Source organism: Limnobaculum eriocheiris (assembly GCF_021010575.1).
GTDB classification, from domain to species: Bacteria; Pseudomonadota; Gammaproteobacteria; order Enterobacterales; family Enterobacteriaceae; genus Limnobaculum; species Limnobaculum eriocheiris.
In genome coordinates this window covers 86,386-106,675 of sequence record NZ_JAJNAG010000005.1, presented here as the reverse complement: position 1 = coordinate 106,675, position 20,290 = coordinate 86,386, and the positions used below count along the sequence as shown (strand labels likewise).

Below are 20,290 nucleotides of genomic sequence, written 5' to 3'. Positions count from 1 at the left end.
CCCCCTAAGGAGAGAACTCCCCTTCAGGGTTAAGTGGTTACTTTGCAGCTTGTACTAACGCTGATTGGTGCTGAACAACACTTGCTTGAACCGAATCAATTGCCGCTTTACCGGCTTGAATCGAACCTAAGACAAGGGCAACAACCAATACCAAGCGAAAAAGTGAGGCTGATTTAGTCATGGAAGATCTCCAATAAAAAGACGAGACCTTCCCCCTGACGGGAGAATAATCCCGCCAGGGTTAGTAAAATGAATGCGTGGCGCTAAGAAGCTAAAGGCTGTGTGAGCGCTTTGGCTGCTTGTTGTTGTGCATTAAATATTTCTTGTTTCGCAAACGTCAGTTCAACACCCTGAAAATGTTCATTGGCATATTCCAATGCACTATTCCAAGCGTTTGAAGCTTCTGCCCGCTCGATAAGCTTGTAAACAAGCCCTCGGGTTCGATCATCAACTTGCTCGGGTGGAATCACTGATGGCTCAACAACGTGTGTTGCTTGGCCTTCGATAATTCGCTCCGCTTCGTCTTGATCGAAAATTCCCACAAAGCCAAACGCAATGCGGGAACACTGGATCATGGATTTATGTCTTAGCATTCGCTTAGTGTGCGTCTGCCATGGACCATCTACACGGTAAGGGCCATTTTTGCCGTTACCTTCAAAAGGCGGTCGATAGACTTCATCCAGATACTCAGTGATTTTGACTGGGTGCGAACGGTCGCGCCGATAGATGATGCATTCCATCCATTCAGGGCATTCTTTCGCGCCATCCAGTGAGACTTTGTTTTCTGAAGTCTTAAACTCCATGCCATCAAACTGGTCGTGTTGATTGATGATGCGAGACCATCCATCGACACCTACCACTGGAATAATTCCAGCTTGCTTATCAGGGAACGCAAAAATCTCTTTGGTGAAAGGGTTCAAGCCGTACTGATCTGCAACCACCAAGAGCGCCATCATCTGCTCATTGGTCGGTGCACTACCGTCACGTTGCTTGAATGCTGTTGCTTTTAGGGTATCGAACAACTTGTTTGGATCGACACTAAAGCGCTCAGCAAAGCGTTGGATTAGCTTTGGTTTTTCCATTGTGGACTCCGACAATCAAAGTGGGAGTCTGACCCTGACGGGAAAGTACTCCCGGCTGGGTTAAAGCGTTTTCGCTCGGTTAAAAATCTGGTTCAGGATAAGTTTGTGCCCAATTAGTTTGGGAGCCTGCATCATCCGCCGGTGATGGCTCAGATGCTTTGTTCACACTATCAAGAAGCAGAAACTCGTCCGCGTCCACTTCGGTCAATCGATGCTTAATGCCATCTTTCTCCCATGAGCGCGTGCGCTGGGGCCCTTGAACAAAAAGCTTCGCTCCTTTTTGGATCAAATCTTTTGCCCTTAGCCCTAACTTAAATCCACCACGATCTCGAAAAACGACCCGATGCCATTCCGTATGCTCTTTGAGCTCATTGGATTGACGGTCGCGCCATTTCTCAGAAGTGGCCAGCGAAATGCTGGTCACCAAATCACCTGATGGATAGGCTCGCGTCTCTGGCTCAGAGCCAACGTAGCCTATGAGTGTTACTTGGTTTTTCATGATGTTCTCCTCGTCTTAGTTGAACTCTGTGCACACAGTTGCTTCTACCCGGCTGGGCAAAGAAGACTGACGACGCAGATAGGTTGGTATTTCGAGTAGAGCCATGTCGTACTGATGTGGCTCTTTGTAAAACGCAGATGTCAAACGGGGCACACCAGGAGCTTTAGGCACTGCCATTGGACGACATTTTGGTGTTGGTGTGAGCAATCGCTTGATTTGAGTAAGTACAAATCGAAACGGGCGCACGCTTTGACGAGCAAGCAATCGCAAAAGCGACCAGCTCAGTTTTGCAAGCAACATAATGCCTGCGATTTGGATAATAAATCCGAAGATATATTCCATTGGTGACTCCTTATGTTGGTTTTGAAGGAGTCACCCCCAACTGGGGAAAACTCCCCCAGTTGGGTGGTGAAAAGGCGAACCATAAGGAACGCATGGTTGAGCATGTAAAAACATGCAGGCTATTTGTTTAAGGAGGCTAGCTACCTCTTAGTACCACTGAGATACTCAGCGGCGGGCTTCCTTTGAGCTCATGCTCTCAGGCGCAGATATCACTGAAACAGATCAGCAATATTTGATAGTCAGTGTAACCGTCTTATCCAGACAGGATAGTTAGAAAGATGCTCAATTCTTCCACCTAGCTGAAAGGCCATTACCTCACAGAGGATTAGGCTAGGGACTGATTATTGTCATATCAGGAGCAAACTTATGGCCCAAGCAAAACCCAATTACTCAAAACCCATCTTTGAACAATCATTCACAATTAACAGCTTACAGGCACAACGTGTCGTTGACCGTGTTTTTAGACGGACGGTCAGTGCGCTTTACGGAATCGATGTCATCCTGCGCATCATTGGCGATGAGAACGAAATTGATGAAGTGGAACAGATCATTAGCCAGTTGATCGTGGATTGCGCTAAAGCGGTAGACAGCGAACAAGCCCGTTTGGACAAACTGATGGAGTCCAACGGCATCGATGAAGTACCTGACTACACCGACCCGATTACCTTCAACGCAAAAATAAGCTCGCCTCAGGTTGGCCAGTTTGTCGGCTTAGTTCGCAAACTCGATGCGTTGATGATCTCAATGGACACACTCTGGTTATCTAGCGTGCTTAGCAACAAGCAACGTGTTGATGGCAACTACGCATGGCAACAGCGCATTATCAAACTTGCACGACGCATAATTGATATCGAAATTCGAGCACGAAAATCAGCCCAAGCTAAGGGTAAAGAAGCAGAAGTTGAGCAAGCGGTGCCTTCAACCGATGACGATATCACTGAAGAGGAAACAGATACCCCCGCCAACTAGCCTCCCATCAACCAGCCCCTCTCGAAGGGGCTCTATATCGCTATCCATGCTATCGGTAATGAGTTCAATAAACAGTATACAATGTACGCATAATGCAGTACATTGTATTGCTTATTTATCATGGAGAAGCATAGTGTCGCGTTCCAAAGAAGAGACTTTGTCAATACGAACATCTAAAGAAATCAAGCTGTTGCTAAAAGCAGCAGCGGAAAAAGAACATCGCTCTCAAGCGTCTATGATAGAAATACTAATTTTGGATTATGCAAAATCGAATGGGCTAAGCCCCATCATAGCCTCAGATAATACTAAGTAGTTACGTCTGATTATTTTAAATCGTTATTAATATGATGAAATAATTAGTATTTAATACGACAAAAGACTGAGTAATTCGATTATAAATGAACAGTGCAAAGGGGAATAATAGTGGCTAACGGTAAAATACTGAGACAGTTGATTAGGGCTGGAACCATTGGTGATTCCGAGGCCTTTCGGCTTGCTTCAGAAGCTGTTATTCAAGATGAGCGTCAAAAGCAACATCACCTTCTTGCAAATGATCTTGAGCAGATATTGTATGGTGAGCATTTAAGACCGCTTAAACAAAATGGACGTAACACTTTGCCTACTCCTCCTGTAGATAAAGAGCGAGGACTACCACTATTAGATGTTCGACAAGCTCAGCGACCAATAGAAGAAATGGTTTTACCTGAATCTAGTATCGCACCCATCGAGGAACTTCTTGAGGAACACCGCCGTGTCGATGTGCTGAGAAGTTTTGGAATGAAGCCGTCTGGAAAAATTATTTTTCATGGTCCTCCGGGTTGCGGGAAAACCTTAGCAGCTGAGGTAATTGCTTTTGAGCTTGATTTACCTCTTGCAATTGTTCGTCTCGATGCGTTGGTATCTTCTTTTTTGGGTGAAACAGCCGCGAATCTTCGCAAAGTTTTTGATTTTGTTGCTGAACATTCTATGGTGGTTTTATTTGATGAATTTGACGCCATAGGCAAAGAACGTTCTGACTCAGGCGAACATGGCGAGTTACGCCGCGTCGTTAACGCAGTGCTTCAGATGATGGACGCTTATCAAGGGAAGAGTCTAATTTTAGCAGCTACAAACCATGAGCACATTTTAGACAGTGCTATCTGGCGACGCTTCGATGAAAAAATTGACTTCCCATTACCTGATGAGCTGCAAATACAACAAATTCTTTCACTCAAATTGCGTGGTGTACGTCGCCAATTTGAGTTAGATGATAAATCTATCCTCGGGATATTTTCTACAAAGAGTGGCGCTGATATTGAACGTATTGTTCGTAGAGCAGTAAAAAGGATGATCCTACGTAGTCAGGAATTTTTGACCGTTAAGGACTTGAAGCAAGCAGCTTCTCGAGAAAGTTAAAAAAAGGGACTAGGAATGGCTAATTATGAACATCTTAAGATTGAAAGAGAACTGCTTGAAAATGAACGTAGAACAAGAAAAATCAATATTCCAAGACATCCACGAGGTGATCTTCGTGGGCATGGTCAAAAATTATCCAGAGACTTAACTGAATCATTCAAATTCGCACAAAGTCAACAAACGTCACGCCCTGGTAATTTTGTACTGAAAATTCGTTATACAGGACTTCTCGATATTACCCATCTAAACAAACATGGTATCGAGTTTGTAAGCCAAGAAGACAATCATCTGTGTGTTGTTTTTGTTGATGAAACCGGAATGGCTGTGTTTGCAGATCACTTGCAACGTCTAGGTTTAGACGATGCGGAGTTGACGTACAAACAGATTCTCGAAGCCATAGAGGGAATCGATAACTGGACAAGTGAGGATCGGAAGAGTTGGGCTCTCAGAAGAAATGGCTTACCAAGGTCAGAAAAATTTCTCTTAGATGTGGAACTTTGGCCTGTGGCTGTTGCTTATCATCCTGAGAGGTTAAGCACTTGTGATGCATTTGAGCGTTGGTTAGTTCATAACGGAATACGGCGAACAGATAAAGTTAACCTTGATAGCTTAATAATGTACCGTCTGGAGGTTAACTCTAGTCAGGCGAATGTACTGCTGAATCACAGCGATGTTAGGCTGGTTGATCTCCCACCAAAGAGCGGTATTCACTATAGCCAATTGAATTGTGACATCGATAGAATTCCTGAAGGAATACTATCCCCTACTCATCAAGCTGCCAGGGTTTGTGTTCTTGATAGCGGAGTAAATACTAACCATCCCCTGTTGGCACCCGCAATTGCGGAAAGTGAAGACTTTATTGGTGATACAGGTGGCATGGATTTGAATGGTCATGGCACTGCTGTCGCTGGTGTAGCTCTGTATGGTGACTTGGAAGCGTGTAACTCAACTAATTATTGGCACCCTGAACTTTGGATTTTCAATGGTAGAATTCTTGATGAGAATGCGGAGTTTGACTCCAGTTCTATCGAAAAAACTCTCATGGAAGCTGTAACCTATTTTGTCGAAGAACACCAATGTCGGATTTTCAATTTGTCGTTAGGGAATTCCAATGCACCTTACGATAATCGTCATATTCGAGGAATTGCGTATGTCTTGGATAAATTGGCTAGGGACTTCAATATCTTATTTGTCGTTTCTGCTGGGAACTTCTCAGGCTCTATCGATCCAGATGTGCCAAGACATAGCTGGAGAGACGAGTATCCAGAATACCTTCTAGCTGACGAAAGTATTATCATAGATCCAGCTCCGGCACTAAACGTTCTAACGGTGGGAAGCTTGGCTCGACATAATGCGACTTTCGATGCTCAACGGTATCCTGAAATTGGGCAATTGGCTCCAGCCACAGAAAATCAACCATCCCCATTTACACGTCACGGTCCCACTATTAAAGGTGCAATTAAACCCGAGCTGGTAGCTATGGGTGGAAACTTGGCTTCTCCAATAAGAACAGGCAACGAACTCAATGCAGTTATGCGAGGCATGGGGGTACTGACCTGTAATAGTCGATTCGTTGGGAACACATTGTTTAGCGAAATTAGCGGAACAAGTTTTGCGGCACCTTACATTACCCATCTTGCAGGTCGTTTATTGAATAACTACCCGAAGGCTTCTGCTAATTTGCTCAGAGCACTACTGGTTAATCATGCGAATATGCTGTCGGAGATTGAAAGCAGCTTTCCTGAAGATATGAAGAAATCTTATAGGAGCGCAAATGGACGAGATGCGTTTAGAGATATAGCTGGTTATGGTGCTGTTGATGAGGGGGAGCTTTTTAGATCTTCACAAAATGCCGTTGTCTTAATGGCTGAAGAGAAAATTGAAAACAACTCGCATCACTTTTTCGAACTGCCGCTTCCCGATGATTTTTTAAGGTCTCAGCGTGCTTCCAGAGAAATTAGAGTTACTCTGTCTTATTGTCCAGCGGTCAGGACAACTAGGATAGACTATGTGGCCACTAAAATGTCTTTTAGGTTAGTCAAAGATCAGTCGCTTGAGTCTGTTCAAAGGCATTTCAATCACAGTACTCAGGATGAAACTAAAACCAGAAATGATGATGCTACAAGTAATAGGGACATAAGTGCTGAATTAAGAGGTAAAGGTACAGTTCAGTCTTCAACTTGGCGGATTAAACAGCCGAAGCCTTCTGAAAAGTGGTTTGTTGTAATTACTCGACAAGATAGAGATTGGGGTGAGGCGTTGAGTTTCGAACAAGAAGACTATGCCTTGGTTGTGACTGTCACTGATCGAGAGAATGAGGAAGCCCAGCTGTATAGCCAAATATCACAACGCATAGAGCTTAAGGCTAGAGAACGTGCACGGGCTCGAGTGTAGGGAATTCTTGTTCTGTAAAAATCACCCATGGAACGGGAAGATTTAATTTTTCGGGCCATATGTATTAGGATAAAAGAATGAAACTGCACAGTATTCGGGTTTCAAATTTTCAGAGTTTTGGTGCTGAACCAACAGAACTGACACTGGAAAATATTACCTATCTGATTGGCCCCAACGGGTCAGGCAAGACTGCTGCACTCCAGGCTTTGTGCCGACTGTTTGCATTTGATCCATCATTACGCCGTATTCAGCGCTCAGACTTCCATGTCCCGCACGATGAACAAGAAGCGCCCGAAGAAAGGCAGTTATGGATTGAGGCGGACTTCGTGTTCCCCGAGTTGGAGGATGAAGAAGATAACTCGACCGTTGCTCCCCATTTCAGTCACATGCGCCTTGATGACCCTGACGGAATTCCTAGGGTACGATATCGCCTAAGTGCCACTATGGGCCTGGATGGGGATATTGATGAGACTTTTGTGTATGTGCTTGAAGCTGGCCCGGATGGTTCGCCTCTAAATCCTCAAACGGTTCCAAGGTCTGAACGAAATCACATACAAGTCCACTATCTGCCCGCAAGAAGAGATCCGACTGACCACATAGCATATGGAACGAACGCGCTGCTTGGCCGCTTGCTACGGGCAGTGAACTGGGAAAATGAACGGGAGGAAGTCAAAGGGTTCACCGACCAGATTAGTGAGAGTTTGGCTGCTAATCCATCGGTCAATGCTTTTAGTGCCCACCTGAAGAAAACATGGGGCACCCTTCATAAAGGCAGCTACTTTACAGATCCCAAGATTACTTTTGTGGCATCTGAGATCGAGGCGTTGCTTCGTCATTTGTCCGTATCATTCTCGCCTGGACATGATGAACATCTTGTCGATTTTTCCAGACTCAGTGACGGCCAGAAGTCGATGCTCTATCTGTCATTGGTTCTTTCATCTCAAGCAATTGGGCGTGCTGTCCTTGCCGGTGAGGACGGCTCTTTTGACCCAGAAAAATTGCGTCCGCCAGTCTTTACTTTGATTGCCCTTGAGGAACCAGAGAACAGCCTCTCGCCTCACTATCTGGGGCGGATTGTCAGCGCTCTGAACTCCATGACGAGCAACGAGGATGCTCAGGCCCTAATCGCTACGCATGCTCCGTCAATGTTACGACGTGTCGATCCGGAACATATTCGATATCTTCGACTTACCGAAACCCGGCAATCAAGAATTACGAAAATCCAATTACCCGCTAAAACCGATGAAGCGCACAAGTTTGTACGCGAGGCTGTCCAGGCATTCCCTGAGATTTACTTCTCACGTTTGGTTGTGTTGGGTGAAGGGGATAGCGAAGAAATTGTACTACCGCGCCTTTTCCAAGCAAAGGGTGCGCCAGTTGATGAATCAGCGGTTACGATTGCTCCGCTTGGAGGTAGGCATGTCAATCATTTTTGGCGCCTGTTATCAGCACTGCAAATCCCATTTTTGACCCTTCTCGATTTAGATGTGGGCAGACATCAAGCGGGCTGGGGAAGAATAAAGTATGTAAATAACCAACTTGGCTTGTATCAACCTGAAAAAGTTCTGCCAAATACTTTTTCTTTATCAGATTGGAATGATGACAAAGTACCTGTTCGTACCCATCATTTCTTTGAAAACGGTACTAAGAGTGTATTTGCAGAGCTGGAAATGCGTGGTGTGTTTTTCTCATTTCCAATGGATTTAGATTTTTCAATGCTCCTTGCTTTCCCAGATGCTTACGGTGTTCAGCAGGAAGTACCGGATGACTCAACGATTAAAGCCGTGTTAGGCAAGAGCCATCATGGCTCATACCAATACAGCAAAGACGAGTTAAATCTTTTCTCTACGTATCACAAGCTTTTTAAACTGGGTAGTAAGCCCGCGGCTCATATCGATGCTCTCGCTCAACTAAGCGACGAGGATTTGCTGGCGAACATGCCTGAATCATTTGGACGACTCACTGATGCCGTGATCGCCAAGCTTGCGGAACTGCCCGAGTGATTGCTGTAGATGCATGGCTGCCTTCGGATGGGCTAACGCTTGAACCCAATGCACTGCGGGCTGCGAAGGAACAAGCACGCTGTCTTGCATTGACGGCGGGGCCGGGCGCAGGCAAGACGGAAATGCTTGCACAAAGAGCTGACTTCCTCCTACGAACCGGAACCTGCCGTTATCCGAAGAGAATACTCGCTATCTCTTTCAAAGTTGACGCCAGCAAAAACTTGAAGGAGCGAATCCAACGACGCTGTGGACAAGAATTGGCATCCCGTTTTGATAGCTACACATTTCATGCGTTTGCAAAGCGTATTATTGATCGTTTCCGAGTAGTGCTTACTGGTAATGATGCTCTTGATCTGGATTATTCGATTGGCGAAAGAAAAGTCACAAGAAGGCAAATTACATTTCATGATCTTGTACCGCTAGCAATTCAAATTCTTAAGGCCTCCACTGTCGCAAGAAATGCCATACGCCAAACTTACAGCGATGTTTTCTTGGATGAATTCCAGGACTGCACGGATCAGCAGTATGAACTCGTGAAGGTAGCCTTCCAAGGTACAAGCATTCGTCTCACTGCTGTCGGTGATACCAAGCAGAAAATCATGGGGTGGGCAGGTGCTTTGGACGGAATTTTCCAAACGTTCGCTAGGGATTTTTCAGCGGTCCCATTAAACATGTACCGAAACTTTCGTTCAAAACCACGCCTGCTTCGGATGCAGAACGAGATAATTCGCGTGCTCGATCCGGCTTCCGTCATGCCAGATCACCAACTTGCTGGTGAAGAGGGAGAGGTCTTCGCGTGGCAATTCGAGAATGCCCAGGAAGAAGCTGAGTACTTGGCCGATTTGATTGCCGGATGGATAAGAAATGAACAAGTTCCGTTATCCGAAATCGCCGTATTAGTGTCCAAACAACTAGATCTTTACGCCAATCACCTGATGGTGGCATTGGAAGTTAGGGGAATACCGTACCGGAATGAGCAGGAGATGCAGGATATTACTGTCGAACCTGCCGCAAGGCTCGTTGTTGACTATTTGTCCTGTCTCTATGGCCAGCGAGAGCCCAAAGCCTGGATTCGGCTGATGAATCAATTGATTCCCTTTGCCGATGATGAGGTGCAGTCTAGCGTCAGGCAAAATTTCCAAAGCTTCTTCAAGGAACAGCGAAAAATCATAGCCATGGCCGAGTTGTTGGATGAACCGTTTTCAGGATGGTGGGATTCTGTGTGTGGATTTTTGAAGGAAATAGGAATGGAGACTCTTGTTGCTCTCTCGCCTGACTATGAGTCACATGCCAGATTAGGTGAAGTTGTGGGAGATACCAAAGCACGCATTGAAGAATTGCTTGAACTTACCCCCGATTTGCCTCAAGCCTTGACTCGTTTCTCTGATGATCAGGCTGTGCGTATTCTGACTATCCATAAGAGCAAAGGATTGGAGTTCGACTCAACGATAATTATGGCCGTTGAGAACGAAATATTCTTTGGGGATCAAGATGCTAATCGGTGTGCTTTCTTTGTTGGTGTATCCCGTGCCAAACGTCGGCTTGTTCTTACATACGCCAAACAACGCGACAGGCCTCTTAACTATGCAAAAAGATGGGATGTAATTCGAACTCCACAACAGGAATACCTTCAATATGCAGCACAGTTTATTACCGATTTAACGCACATTTAAAAAGTCATTAGCTAAACTGCTCAGTTCAAAACTTGCAAAGCCATAAATCGTCCTCAAAAACGTTCCCTTTACTACATATAATGCAACATCTAGCGCGATGTCAGCTCCAAAATATACTGGAGCTGACAAAGATTTTTTCTTCTAGTTATTCCCCGAAATTTCTTCCGTCGCCTCTTGGCGTAATTTCTGGGCATCCATTCCGTTTAGCCGTTCAATGGCTCTTTCTGCGGCACCCTGACGGTTTCCATCCACGTTTAGCGTACTTCCTGAGCCTGTGAGTCTTTCCATATCCAGTGACGGTACTTCGGGTAGGTTGCCTGTTATCGACAAGATACCTATCCATTCATCGAGATTGACTTGGCTCCAATCTACCTGGTTTAACTGACTCGCGGTCAAACCTTCACAGTTTGGTGACTTCGCACTGCCCCAACCAAGGCCCAATTGAGGACGTACCTGTTCTTGAATGATCCGTGAAAGCGGCGAAGTAAAGCAGCAATATGATTGCCGTTTCTCAACACAGGCACCTAAGAACTTAGACTTGCAGTAAGAGCCTACGTAGTGGCAACTCTTCAATACCCGCTTGGCGTTCATTTCAAACTCGCTCTGCTCACATTTCCAGATAAGCTGAATGAGGATCATGGTGACTGAATAAATCATGTAGGCCGTCATAACCGTACTCAGAACCGCGCCCGCAGCGCCACCCAGCGCAAAGTTACCACCCGATACAACACCATCGGCTCCAACCGCGCCACCAACGTTACTAAACAGTGCCGATTGCGCCCCCGAACCAAAGGTAGAGCCTACCCACTCAGCCGTTTTGTTGGTCAACACCTGCATAAAGCCAGTCGCAGCTTGCTCCGCTCCCGCGCCAGCAGCCGTTGATGGCCCAGCCCCCATGAGAGAGTCCCATGCAGACACAAAAGGCTCTTTAACCGCACTCCAGGTACTCGTGATCGGTTCCCTAAGCGTATTCCACGAACCATAGATTGCAGAAGACGGATTCATGGCCATGACTGCCGTATCAAGCTTGTTAACCGCCACTATCATCGTGATGTAGTCCGATAACGACACGCCACTTGGCTTTTCACAGCAATCCACTATGCCACCAACGGCTTTTTTGCACTGGCCAGCATTACCTATAAAGACCGTACACTCGACGTTATCTTGGCCATCAGCTCCCGTGCATGACATATCATTGGTCATAAACTGCGCAGCATTGAGCATCGCAGCGGCCTCTGCAAAGTTAGCCTGCTTGATTGACTCTGGCTCTAAACAATCTGTGCCCATGCAGCGAACTGGGCCCTCACAGTTGAATTGAGTTTCCATTCGTGCATTTTGCACTTCAACGCTTTGTCCACAGTCATACACCAAACTTTGGATATAGCAGAAGCCTTCATGACCAGCCCCACCTTCAGTGCATTCGGTTCTGACGTACTGGCAGGCTGGGTTTTGCTCTAGCGCGGCACACGTATTGGTGGTCGTGTTTTGTCCGTTATTGACGATGGTTTGCGTATTACCATTGGCATCTACCCAGCTATCTGAGCTGCCCATGTTGAACTCTGGATGAGCAGTCGAAGCATTGTAGGTTGCTCTTGCCCACCAGCATGAGAGTCCCAGTCCATCAGAGCTGCCGCGACTGGTTAAATGAGCAGGAGACGAAACAACCGCTGGATAAAGGCTCCCAAGATTGGCCAACTCGCCACTACCAACCGTTAACCCGTCGATTCGTTTTGTGCCCGTATCCAAACACTGCCACTGCACCGCAGTAAACTGATCCGTTTGCATCAAGCATTGGTCTATGCCCGGATCACTTGATTGATGAACAACGTCTTGCTCTAAGTATTTGCCAGAGAAGGTCAAGGAAGCACTCAGTTTCGCAGGAGCCAAACACTTCTGAACTTCTCGGCTGCAAGTATCGAAATCGACTTTGTTCCAGCCGGACTCACATCTGGAACGAGTGACCTCCTGAGGTTCATGCCACGAAATAATCGACCCATTGACGACTTTACACAATGAACCAACAAAGGTTCCTTTTGGACAGGTCATTTCAGGGTATTTAATGGACGGTTTCGTCTCAGTCACCGTTTCCTTATTGCCCGTCAGTGAGAGTGTCGTTTTCCAACCATTTGCCTTGGACGGCGACTCGGTGATTTTTATCTCAGTATTTTGATTATCAAAAATCCTCAGTGTCGCGTTTCCAGTTTGCATAGTGCTGCTGTGCTGTGGAACAAAGCTGAGCGTTTCAGAGCTAAAGCAACTGCGCTCAATGAACCAGCTTTGTTGATGGGTTTCAGCGAATACACGTCGCTCTAACTGACACTGAGTAAGCGTGCTGATCTTCTCGCACACCTGATAATCCGGTACATGCTTGGTTTCAGTAAATGGCGTAATCGTCTGAGTAGGCTCACAGGCCTCAAAACTACTTGGCATAAGGTTGGATACCACACACTTTGGATCGCTGGTTTGCAATCCACAGTCATAGGTATCGGTAAAACGAATGCATTCACCTTTATCATTGGTTTCGGCACATTCTGACGACATGAATCCACAGGAAGGATTCGCTTCAAGCACATGGCAGGCCTGATTTCCAATCCCCTTATAGCTTTCATCATCCACACTAACTTGTACACGCCGACACAAAGGCGATATGCCAGCCACAGGGCTTGGGGCAAAGTAGGATTCACAAACTGAAACACCATTGACCACCGTACATCCGTTGGTTGAAGAAGGCTGATCCGTGCATTGAATGCTGTAGTCTGAAAACTTCGTCGGGATATCCGCTGCTTGTTCGATACAAGACTGTGGTGACCAACTATCATTCATCACCACCTTGGTTGGATCAAAGCGCACCTTGATGCGTGCATAGCCCTCACCACTACCCGTTACCGATACGCGAATTTTTACCGGCACTTCTAAACCGGGCTCTACCGCTTTTAGCTTAGCGGTTAAGTCAGTATTAGGATTGCGCTCCCAACTGGTACTAAGCTCGCAGCGACCAGCCGTTTCTGGTGGAAAGTTATTGTTCGGCCCAGACCAGACTTTCTGATCACCAAGCCACACTTGCATGTAGTCATCCCATTTGGCGTACTCAAGTACGGCTGAGGTAATCGCGTCGGGATTCACGACTTTGAGTGTGATGGCCTGTTCAAACACTTTACAACTACCACTCCAGTAGTTGTCGCCAATACGTCCTATCCAAACTTCAAGACACCCCTCACCACAAGAGCGAAGGTTCATCGGTCCTGAAACATGCTCAATAATGCCTGCCGTGTAATCGTGAGTAATAGTGCAGCTGTTAACCGCTGTATTGAGCCTGTCACATTGCTGGTAATTTGGGCTGCCTTCACCTTGAGACTCACAGCCGGGGAAGCTTTGAGTTAATAGATTGGGGTCAGTTTGAACCGCGTCAGTTAATGCCCAAAGCGGATCATTGACCATATCTGGCCGAGACCTGTCTTTGATTTGCTGTAGCGAGCGAAACGCCTCACCCGTAGCGCCACTTTCGGATGCCATGCTCTCTTGGCGCTGCGTCCCCAATTGATTTATGCTGGCATCAGAGCCGTAAACGCCCGTTAAGACATCTAATGAGCCTTGATCCATACCAGGAAATAGCTCTTGCAAGTTAATGGACTCATTACCACTGCCACTCGGCACCAACAATGTATTACCGTTAAGTGCGGGCATCGTCCAATTTTGCAGTAATTGCTTACCATCTTGTTGTCCGCTTAGGCCGGATTGGCGCTGCACATCAGCGGCCACACCATGTAAGGGCAAGCACGCCATAGTGATTGATAAAACACCCGCTAAAACTCGGGTAAAAAGTGTTGGTTTCATGGTTAACCTCCCGAGTTACAGCAGTCTTGCCAGCGCCACAAAATGTAGAGCGCATCTTCACCGGCACCGGGGATCGTTCGCCACTCTCCCCATTTCATGGTGCTTTCACCGATGACATGTGCACTTTCAGTTTCCGGTACAGGGAAGAACATACTCATCTTGTATTGGGATTTCGGCAGCATGGGTTCGATAACAGGTCGGCATAGCGCACTGTTCCCCATTGTTCGCCTTGCAAGACCACGCCTGTGTTGAGCCGCGATTGCTCGCGCCGCTAAATGGCTGGTGTTTTCTGCTAATGAGCCAAAGGCTAATGTGTGGCCAGATAACGGGTAGAGATGGCCCCAACTGCCAGCACACCAAAACAACTGGTCGATGGGTTTACCAAGCGTTGATGAAGCAGCGTCAGCGGTACAAGCAGATATAGCCAATGGATTAGCAACGGCAGCCGCTTCAGGCTGAGTAAAAAAGGCCAGTTCATCGTTCAGCCATGTTGGGTCCAATTCCGACAAATACATCAAGTCAAAGTCCATGTAACCATCGGCATTGCAATTGCCATCCATGAACAAATCGAGCATGACCAAAAGCGGAAAGGCGTAATAATGGTAATGGTAGAAAGCAAGATCACCGGTATCGTATTCACCCTCACCATGACCACCTTGCAATCGCCTATCACCTAACGGTAAGCGAATCCCTCCCAGTGAAGGCGAACAACCTGGCGTTCTGACCAGTTCAATCAAACGCGCTGGCTCCCACATGCTGGTAACAATACCTGGCCTTGGCACACCTAAGTTGTCTTCGCATAAGCAAAATGACTTGTTTGATGCGCCGCTTGGGACATTGCCAGAGCCAAGAGGAAGACCGGCAACCCGGATAGGAAAAATGCATGACCAGCAAACATCCGTCAGCAACTTGCCGGACAATAACCCCGCGTCTGGGCAGGTCAATTCGGCTTTTGCAGGAATAGATGCGCTTAGGACAAACATGACAACGAGAGTCCGCAACAGACGATACGTATTATTGAGCTTTTTCATGAACAAGCTCCTTTGCTGGAATTTCTTCTATTTCAAACGCGAGTCCCTTTGCTTGAACAAACGATGGGGTGACTTGCAGATCAAAGCGCTGCTTTAGCGAGGCATTGAGAAGGTAAACCGGACTGTCCAATGTCTTTTCGATCGCATTGAGGCGATTCCAGCCTTGCGCACGGTCGAGCTGCGTGGTGATAAGCGTAATGCGGCGCAGTGTCCTATCTTGCGTCTCAAGCCAATGCGCAACTGCGTCCACTTCTTCAGCGTCCGACGCATTAAACACCACGAGCTGCTGAGTAAATGGCAAGGCTTTGAGCGGGTTAATACGCGTTCCTGCTGGGATCAATGTTCGGCCATTGGCATCCAATAGTGGCCGCTGCAAGACGATGGTTGGATCAACCGTTCTTATCCGATACTGCGTGGCTTTGGGTAAGTCAGTAAATGTTTGGCGAGACCAGAAACGCTCAATGGCTTTTTTCTTTAACGCGCCCAGGTCAATAGACTGTAAACGCTGCATCGCCACTTGCATCAAATCAGGTTCTATAATCGAATGAATTGGACCGCGTTGACCCAATGAACCGGTATTGCCTGTTTCAATTTGACGCTGCAACCAGTCCTTGCTGTAAACCCCTAGTGCACTTGCAGTCACCTTGTCATCTTCTATGCGGAAAATGGCAGGGACGCTAGTCACCCGCCAGTGCACAAAGGCTTTCGGATCGATTCGAACCTGAGGAACAGGATCAAGCCCTGTCATCAGCGTATGCCAATCACGGATAGCCGCCCCCAAGGTCTTTCCTTCAGGAATTCCCCGAAACAACACAATAGCGCCGGTAGCACTGGCCTCTTTGAAAAGCTGCTTCAGTGACGAATCCCCCAGTGAGGACGACGCAAACATCAACCATTCATCGCTGTGTTTGAGCGACGCAGGTTGTTCAACCGGTGCAAAAGGCTCTATAAATTCAGATGAACCATCCACAGCACTTTGTAAAATGCTGCGGCTCATTTCGACGATCTTTTTGTCCTCGTCAGACAACGGATAAGGCTCTTGTGCCCAGGACACTTGCACCCAAGCCAATGGAGCAACCAACAAAAATAAGAGGCATAGTCTTCTCATCATCCACCTCCTACCAAAGCGGCCAAGCGCGACCGACAATCTGCTCGCGCTTAACGGCATTCCAATAACGGGAGTCGAAACTCGTTGCGGCCTCACCGGAAAACCAATACTCGTTTTCTTGCAGCGTCAATGAGCGGCTAAATTCTGTTTCATCCACACCAAGACGCTGGGCTAATGCCATGCCGGTAGAGACTTCAGCACCATTCACCAGCACATGCTCAGGCGTCACCTTGACTTCATCCCCTGGCATCCCTGTTAGACGTTTCAGCATCCGAGTACCGTCGTTATATAACGGAGCGAGTCCTTTTGAGTTGAAGGCATACAGACCATCCTTAACGGGCTCTTTATTCCATAGGTCAATCAGATATACCGTGGTATCAGGAAGGCAGCGCTCTTGCTGGGTATCAATACCTATTCGGTAGCGCATCATGGCGTAGGTGCCTACCAAGGCCATGATTAACGCAAGAACAGTCAACCGGATGAGATATGGCCGCCAAGGCATTCTTTTACGGAGTATCTGCATGAGACACCTCCTTTGAGCCTACTGGCACAAATACGGAATCATCAGCACCCACCACCGCTTGGGCATCCAGCACGATAAAACCGGCTGCTTTTAGCTTTTCAATTTGCTGATTGGTCTGAAGCAACCTAGATTCGATGTCTTGTTCGCTGGCATTGGGGCCCAGTGACAACACCGCCTCCCCAAAATCCACGACTGCAATAGGCGTACTTAACGCCAACTGGCTGTGGATGGGTTCGAGTGTTTTCATTAAGAGCCAGCTGGCCATTAAACCGCTACCTGCAATAGACAAAGTAATAGAGGCCATAAATGGCCAAAGCGTGGACTTATTCATAGCCTCGCTCCTTCAACAACTGAGAGATGGCATCAGCAACAGAAAGGCCTTTGCGCGTTAACTGTTTAATCGCGTTTACATCTTCTGCACGGGACGAGTACAACAGCTTGTGAAACGGATCGACGATGAGGCGGCCAATCCCGGTGCCCATTTCGGTAATAAAGAAAATTTCGGAATAGACACCAGTGACGGTATGAACCGTTTTCAGGTATTCATAGCCGCCTTCACCTAGTGGCAAGCGGCCTTCTTTTTTGAGCGCGTTGATGGTTTCGGCTTTTTGGCCAAGCAGGTACATATTGGCCGAGTTTTCAGCGATAGCTTTACCTGTAGGGCTGTCATACAAATCGTTGACCGACTGCGTTACCGTTACTGCACTGCCGCCATATTTTCGAAATCGACGGTAACCCGTCTCGATGAACTTACCGACATCACCTTGAGTCAGCAGATCCCAGGCTTCGTCAATGAACACAATCTTGCGACGATCCCGCTCACCTAAGTACATCTCTTGTTGGATTTGGTAGATAAGCTGAAGCAACACCACTTGTTGTAGATGCTTACGCCCCTTGAGTTCTTCTAACTCCAAAACGGTGAAACGGTTTTTGAAGCGAATATTGTTGTGGCCATTAAAGAAGCGGCCATATTCGCCCTGTGTCGTAAACGGATAGAGCTGCTCACCCACGTCTTGCACACGTCGGTCTTCATGATTTTTTAAAGCCGCTGCCACATCATCAACCAACATGGCACGACCTTTTTTCTCCCACAGTTCACGGGTCTGACGCTTTAGGTTGGCCATCTGAAAATCGGTTAATGACTGCGTTGGTGCGGCCATTGCGGCCAATAACCCAACCAGTACATCCGCTTCTTCGTCATAGTCCTCAACGATTTCAAACGGATTTAAGCAAATACCACTGTCCCGCCCGAACTGTAAGAACTCACCGTCATAGACTTCACACAGTTTTTCATAAGAGCGGCCAACATCAATCACCCAGCATTGCCCGCCTTCTGATAGGTAGGAGGAGATGATTTCGTTCACCAGGAATGACTTACCCGACCCCGATTGCGCCGCGATGCAACAGTTGTAATTACTGCCCGAGTCATAAAGGGATACACTCATGATCTGGCCATTACGGGAAACAAAGTTAATCACTGGCGTGCCCGTGCCTTTCCAATCCGCAAACAAAGGCAACAGTGGGATCACATGCCGTGTCGCCATGGTCTTGAATCGAAACAAGTCGTTCATCGCCTGGCGGTCAGCACCAAATGGCAAGGCATTCAGGAAAATGGGCAAACAGAAGTACTTGTCTTCCATCAGCTCAAATCCGAGCTCTTTGAAATAGGTTCGAGCATTTGAAACAGAGCTGATGGACGCCTCTTCCGTTGGGGAAAACAGCGTTAAGGTCATATTTGCCCGAATAGGACGATCACCTTCTTGCAAGGCTTCAAAAAGAACATCAAACCCCTTTTTCTTGGCTGCAAGCACCGGCACAAACTTGAGCATCGGGCCATAGGCTTGATTGACCGCCCATTGACGCTTCGTCTCTAGACGAGATCGCATGGCCTCGGCTGAGGGAAAGTGAATGGTGACATTCAGCAAAAAGCTTCCGCGTAAACCGCGACTGCCCGTCATCATATCGCCCGCAAAACTTGCGGCATGACCAAACCAGATCCGCTCAGGCAAGCGCTTAAAGGATAAGGTTTTAACTCGGTAATCACCCAGCATAAGACCTTGGCTATCCACCTTGATAGCTCGGTCATAATCCAACACTTGCTCTCGAAGTGGTTTATCTGCCTCACTGCGGATTGGTGATGGATTGCGCCAAGAAGCATCTTTTCCCCAGTTAAGCTGCGCACTTAATGCCGCGAGCCAGTTGCGGTCACTCATCTCCGTGACGCGAAAACCAACCGTTGCCAACGCCTGAGAGAAAGAAGCCCGAAGCGCGGATGCTCGACTCAACTCACGCTCCGTCGGTATAGGACTTTCCAAAGGCAATTTGCAGGTGACGATCAGTTGAAAGTTGCGTACCTGTGTCTGGGTCGATTCCTCTATTGGTCGAACCGTGCCCCCATCGAGGAAATCCGCACGTTTGCGTATCGACGCCCTGAGCAATGGGTCGGATTGACGATGCCGTAAGCCCATCATGCGCTGAAGGTCGGTTTGAATATCAGGCGAGGCGTACAGGCCAAATTGCAGCAAAGTGTCTTTTGGCCAGTCGTTGTTGAGTAGAACATTAACCCTGTCTGCAACAGACTCATCACCACCCGGCAATGGGTCACATAGAAAACCAAAGCCAACACTTTGGTCTTCCATGAAAAACAGTTGCTCATCGTCTGAATAGGCCAATACTGGCAATAGCTCTGAAGCGCGTTGCCCCGAATACAGAGAGGCTTTCATTAACGCCCCTCCAACCAAGCAGAAAGATCATAAGGACGGCCTCGGCTGATGCGACCATCATTGGCGACGATGAAAGGCACACCTTGAATGCCCAGGATTTGAGCCGTCACCAAGGTACGCTGCATTGGCTCTAAGTTGCAGGCATCATCCTGCTCTAAGTTACTAATTCGACCATTGAGCAATGCATCGGTGGCCGCTTTTTTGTCACGCGCACAGCCAAGCTGGCGAACCTGACGCTCTGAATCAGGACCAAGCACTGGCACAGGGAGTATTTGGAAGGTGTATTCTTTGGTTAGCGGTAAAGCTTGTTTCAAAAGCTCATGGCAGTGCGGGCATCGTGGATCAACAAAGACCACCACTTTCTTTTTGCCTTCGCCCAGCGTCAGTGGGTTCAAATCATCCATTTTTAAGCCAAGACGACTTAAGTCCAGCGTGTTTCCCGCTTCTCGAATTTCTTCAAGGCTAGTAAGCGGCTTTTTCGACCAGGCATCATAGAGCGTCCCATCAATGACGAACCGGCCACTGTCTGACATGAAAACAATACGGCCATTGCTTTCAACCGCTTTCATACCCGTGACCGGCAAAGAAACCATGCCGTCAATTTTGCCAACGGGCGACACTTCAGACACTGGTTCAGCTTGAACCAAAGGAGACAGCGCAAGCGCCAGAATAATTGGAGATAGTTTTCGCATGAGGAGTCCTCGTTAATGTAAA

Annotated in this window: 17 protein-coding genes; 6 read left to right on the top strand and 11 right to left on the bottom strand. The window is 47.5% G+C overall.

All coding sequences use genetic code 11. From position 1 onward, the window contains the following. Positions 1-37: 37 nt before the first annotated feature. The 4 genes from LPW36_RS04460 to LPW36_RS04445 all read right to left on the bottom strand — a co-directional run bounded on the left by LPW36_RS04460 (position 38) and on the right by LPW36_RS04445 (position 1,923). Positions 38-181 carry a hypothetical protein gene (locus LPW36_RS04460; RefSeq protein WP_230608252.1) on the bottom strand — a complete coding sequence of 48 codons (144 nt, stop codon included), beginning with the start codon at positions 179-181 and terminating at the stop codon, positions 38-40. Positions 182-263: 82 nt separating this feature from the next. Then, positions 264-1,082 (bottom strand): phage recombination protein Bet, encoded by an 819-nt coding sequence (bet, locus tag LPW36_RS04455; RefSeq protein WP_000414662.1) that lies wholly within the window; start codon positions 1,080-1,082, stop codon positions 264-266. A gap of 79 nt (positions 1,083-1,161) precedes the next feature. Continuing rightward, positions 1,162-1,581, bottom strand: a complete 420-nt coding sequence (locus LPW36_RS04450) for a single-stranded DNA-binding protein (protein WP_000795986.1) — start codon at positions 1,579-1,581, stop codon at positions 1,162-1,164. A gap of 15 nt (positions 1,582-1,596) precedes the next feature. Beyond that, positions 1,597-1,923: a plasmid-related protein gene (locus LPW36_RS04445; protein WP_168476629.1), complete on the bottom strand. Its 327-nt coding sequence runs from the start codon at positions 1,921-1,923 to the stop codon at positions 1,597-1,599. A gap of 366 nt (positions 1,924-2,289) precedes the next feature. Between LPW36_RS04445 and LPW36_RS04440 the strand changes: the two genes are divergently transcribed. The 6 genes from LPW36_RS04440 to LPW36_RS04415 all read left to right on the top strand — a co-directional run bounded on the left by LPW36_RS04440 (position 2,290) and on the right by LPW36_RS04415 (position 10,357). Further along, positions 2,290-2,892, top strand: coding sequence for a hypothetical protein (locus LPW36_RS04440; RefSeq protein ID WP_230608251.1), 603 nt, complete (start codon positions 2,290-2,292; stop codon positions 2,890-2,892). A gap of 133 nt (positions 2,893-3,025) precedes the next feature. After that, positions 3,026-3,205, top strand: coding sequence for a hypothetical protein (locus LPW36_RS04435; RefSeq protein ID WP_025610722.1), 180 nt, complete (start codon positions 3,026-3,028; stop codon positions 3,203-3,205). A gap of 110 nt (positions 3,206-3,315) precedes the next feature. Beyond that, on the top strand, positions 3,316-4,287 hold the full coding sequence (locus tag LPW36_RS04430; RefSeq protein WP_025610721.1) for an AAA family ATPase: 972 nt from the start codon (positions 3,316-3,318) through the stop codon (positions 4,285-4,287). Positions 4,288-4,302: 15 nt separating this feature from the next. Further along, positions 4,303-6,681 carry a S8 family peptidase gene (locus LPW36_RS04425; RefSeq protein WP_230608250.1) on the top strand — a complete coding sequence of 793 codons (2,379 nt, stop codon included), beginning with the start codon at positions 4,303-4,305 and terminating at the stop codon, positions 6,679-6,681. A gap of 77 nt (positions 6,682-6,758) precedes the next feature. After that, entirely contained in the window at positions 6,759-8,684 is a 1,926-nt protein-coding gene (locus LPW36_RS04420; RefSeq protein ID WP_230608249.1) for an ATP-dependent nuclease, read from the top strand. After that, positions 8,681-10,357: a UvrD-helicase domain-containing protein gene (locus tag LPW36_RS04415; RefSeq protein ID WP_230608248.1), complete on the top strand. Its 1,677-nt coding sequence runs from the start codon at positions 8,681-8,683 to the stop codon at positions 10,355-10,357. Before LPW36_RS04420 ends, LPW36_RS04415 begins: the two co-directional genes overlap by 4 nt. A 141-nt stretch (positions 10,358-10,498) precedes the next feature. Here LPW36_RS04415 and traN read toward each other — a convergent pair whose 3' ends face one another. The 7 genes from traN to LPW36_RS04380 are packed head-to-tail and all read right to left on the bottom strand — an operon-like array spanning position 10,499 to position 20,268. Then, entirely contained in the window at positions 10,499-14,191 is a 3,693-nt protein-coding gene (traN, locus tag LPW36_RS04410) for a conjugal transfer protein TraN (RefSeq protein ID WP_230608247.1), read from the bottom strand. A 2-nt stretch (positions 14,192-14,193) separates the two neighbouring features. Then, complete coding sequence (locus LPW36_RS04405) at positions 14,194-15,174, bottom strand: TraU family protein (RefSeq protein WP_008305499.1); 981 nt, start codon at positions 15,172-15,174, stop codon at positions 14,194-14,196. Positions 15,175-15,205: 31 nt separating this feature from the next. Beyond that, positions 15,206-16,333: a TrbC family F-type conjugative pilus assembly protein gene (locus tag LPW36_RS04400; protein ID WP_230608246.1), complete on the bottom strand. Its 1,128-nt coding sequence runs from the start codon at positions 16,331-16,333 to the stop codon at positions 15,206-15,208. 7 nt (positions 16,334-16,340) lie between these two features. Next, complete coding sequence (locus LPW36_RS04395; RefSeq protein WP_181241852.1) at positions 16,341-16,853, bottom strand: S26 family signal peptidase; 513 nt, start codon at positions 16,851-16,853, stop codon at positions 16,341-16,343. Next, positions 16,837-17,184, bottom strand: a complete 348-nt coding sequence (locus tag LPW36_RS04390; RefSeq protein ID WP_230608245.1) for a plasmid-related protein — start codon at positions 17,182-17,184, stop codon at positions 16,837-16,839. Before LPW36_RS04390 ends, LPW36_RS04395 begins: the two co-directional genes overlap by 17 nt. After that, positions 17,177-19,576 (bottom strand): type IV secretion system protein TraC, encoded by a 2,400-nt coding sequence (gene traC / locus LPW36_RS04385; protein ID WP_230608244.1) that lies wholly within the window; start codon positions 19,574-19,576, stop codon positions 17,177-17,179. Before traC ends, LPW36_RS04390 begins: the two co-directional genes overlap by 8 nt. Continuing rightward, positions 19,576-20,268 carry a DsbC family protein gene (locus LPW36_RS04380; RefSeq protein ID WP_031500474.1) on the bottom strand — a complete coding sequence of 231 codons (693 nt, stop codon included), beginning with the start codon at positions 20,266-20,268 and terminating at the stop codon, positions 19,576-19,578. Before LPW36_RS04380 ends, traC begins: the two co-directional genes overlap by 1 nt. Between the last annotated feature and the right edge of the window lie 22 nt (positions 20,269-20,290).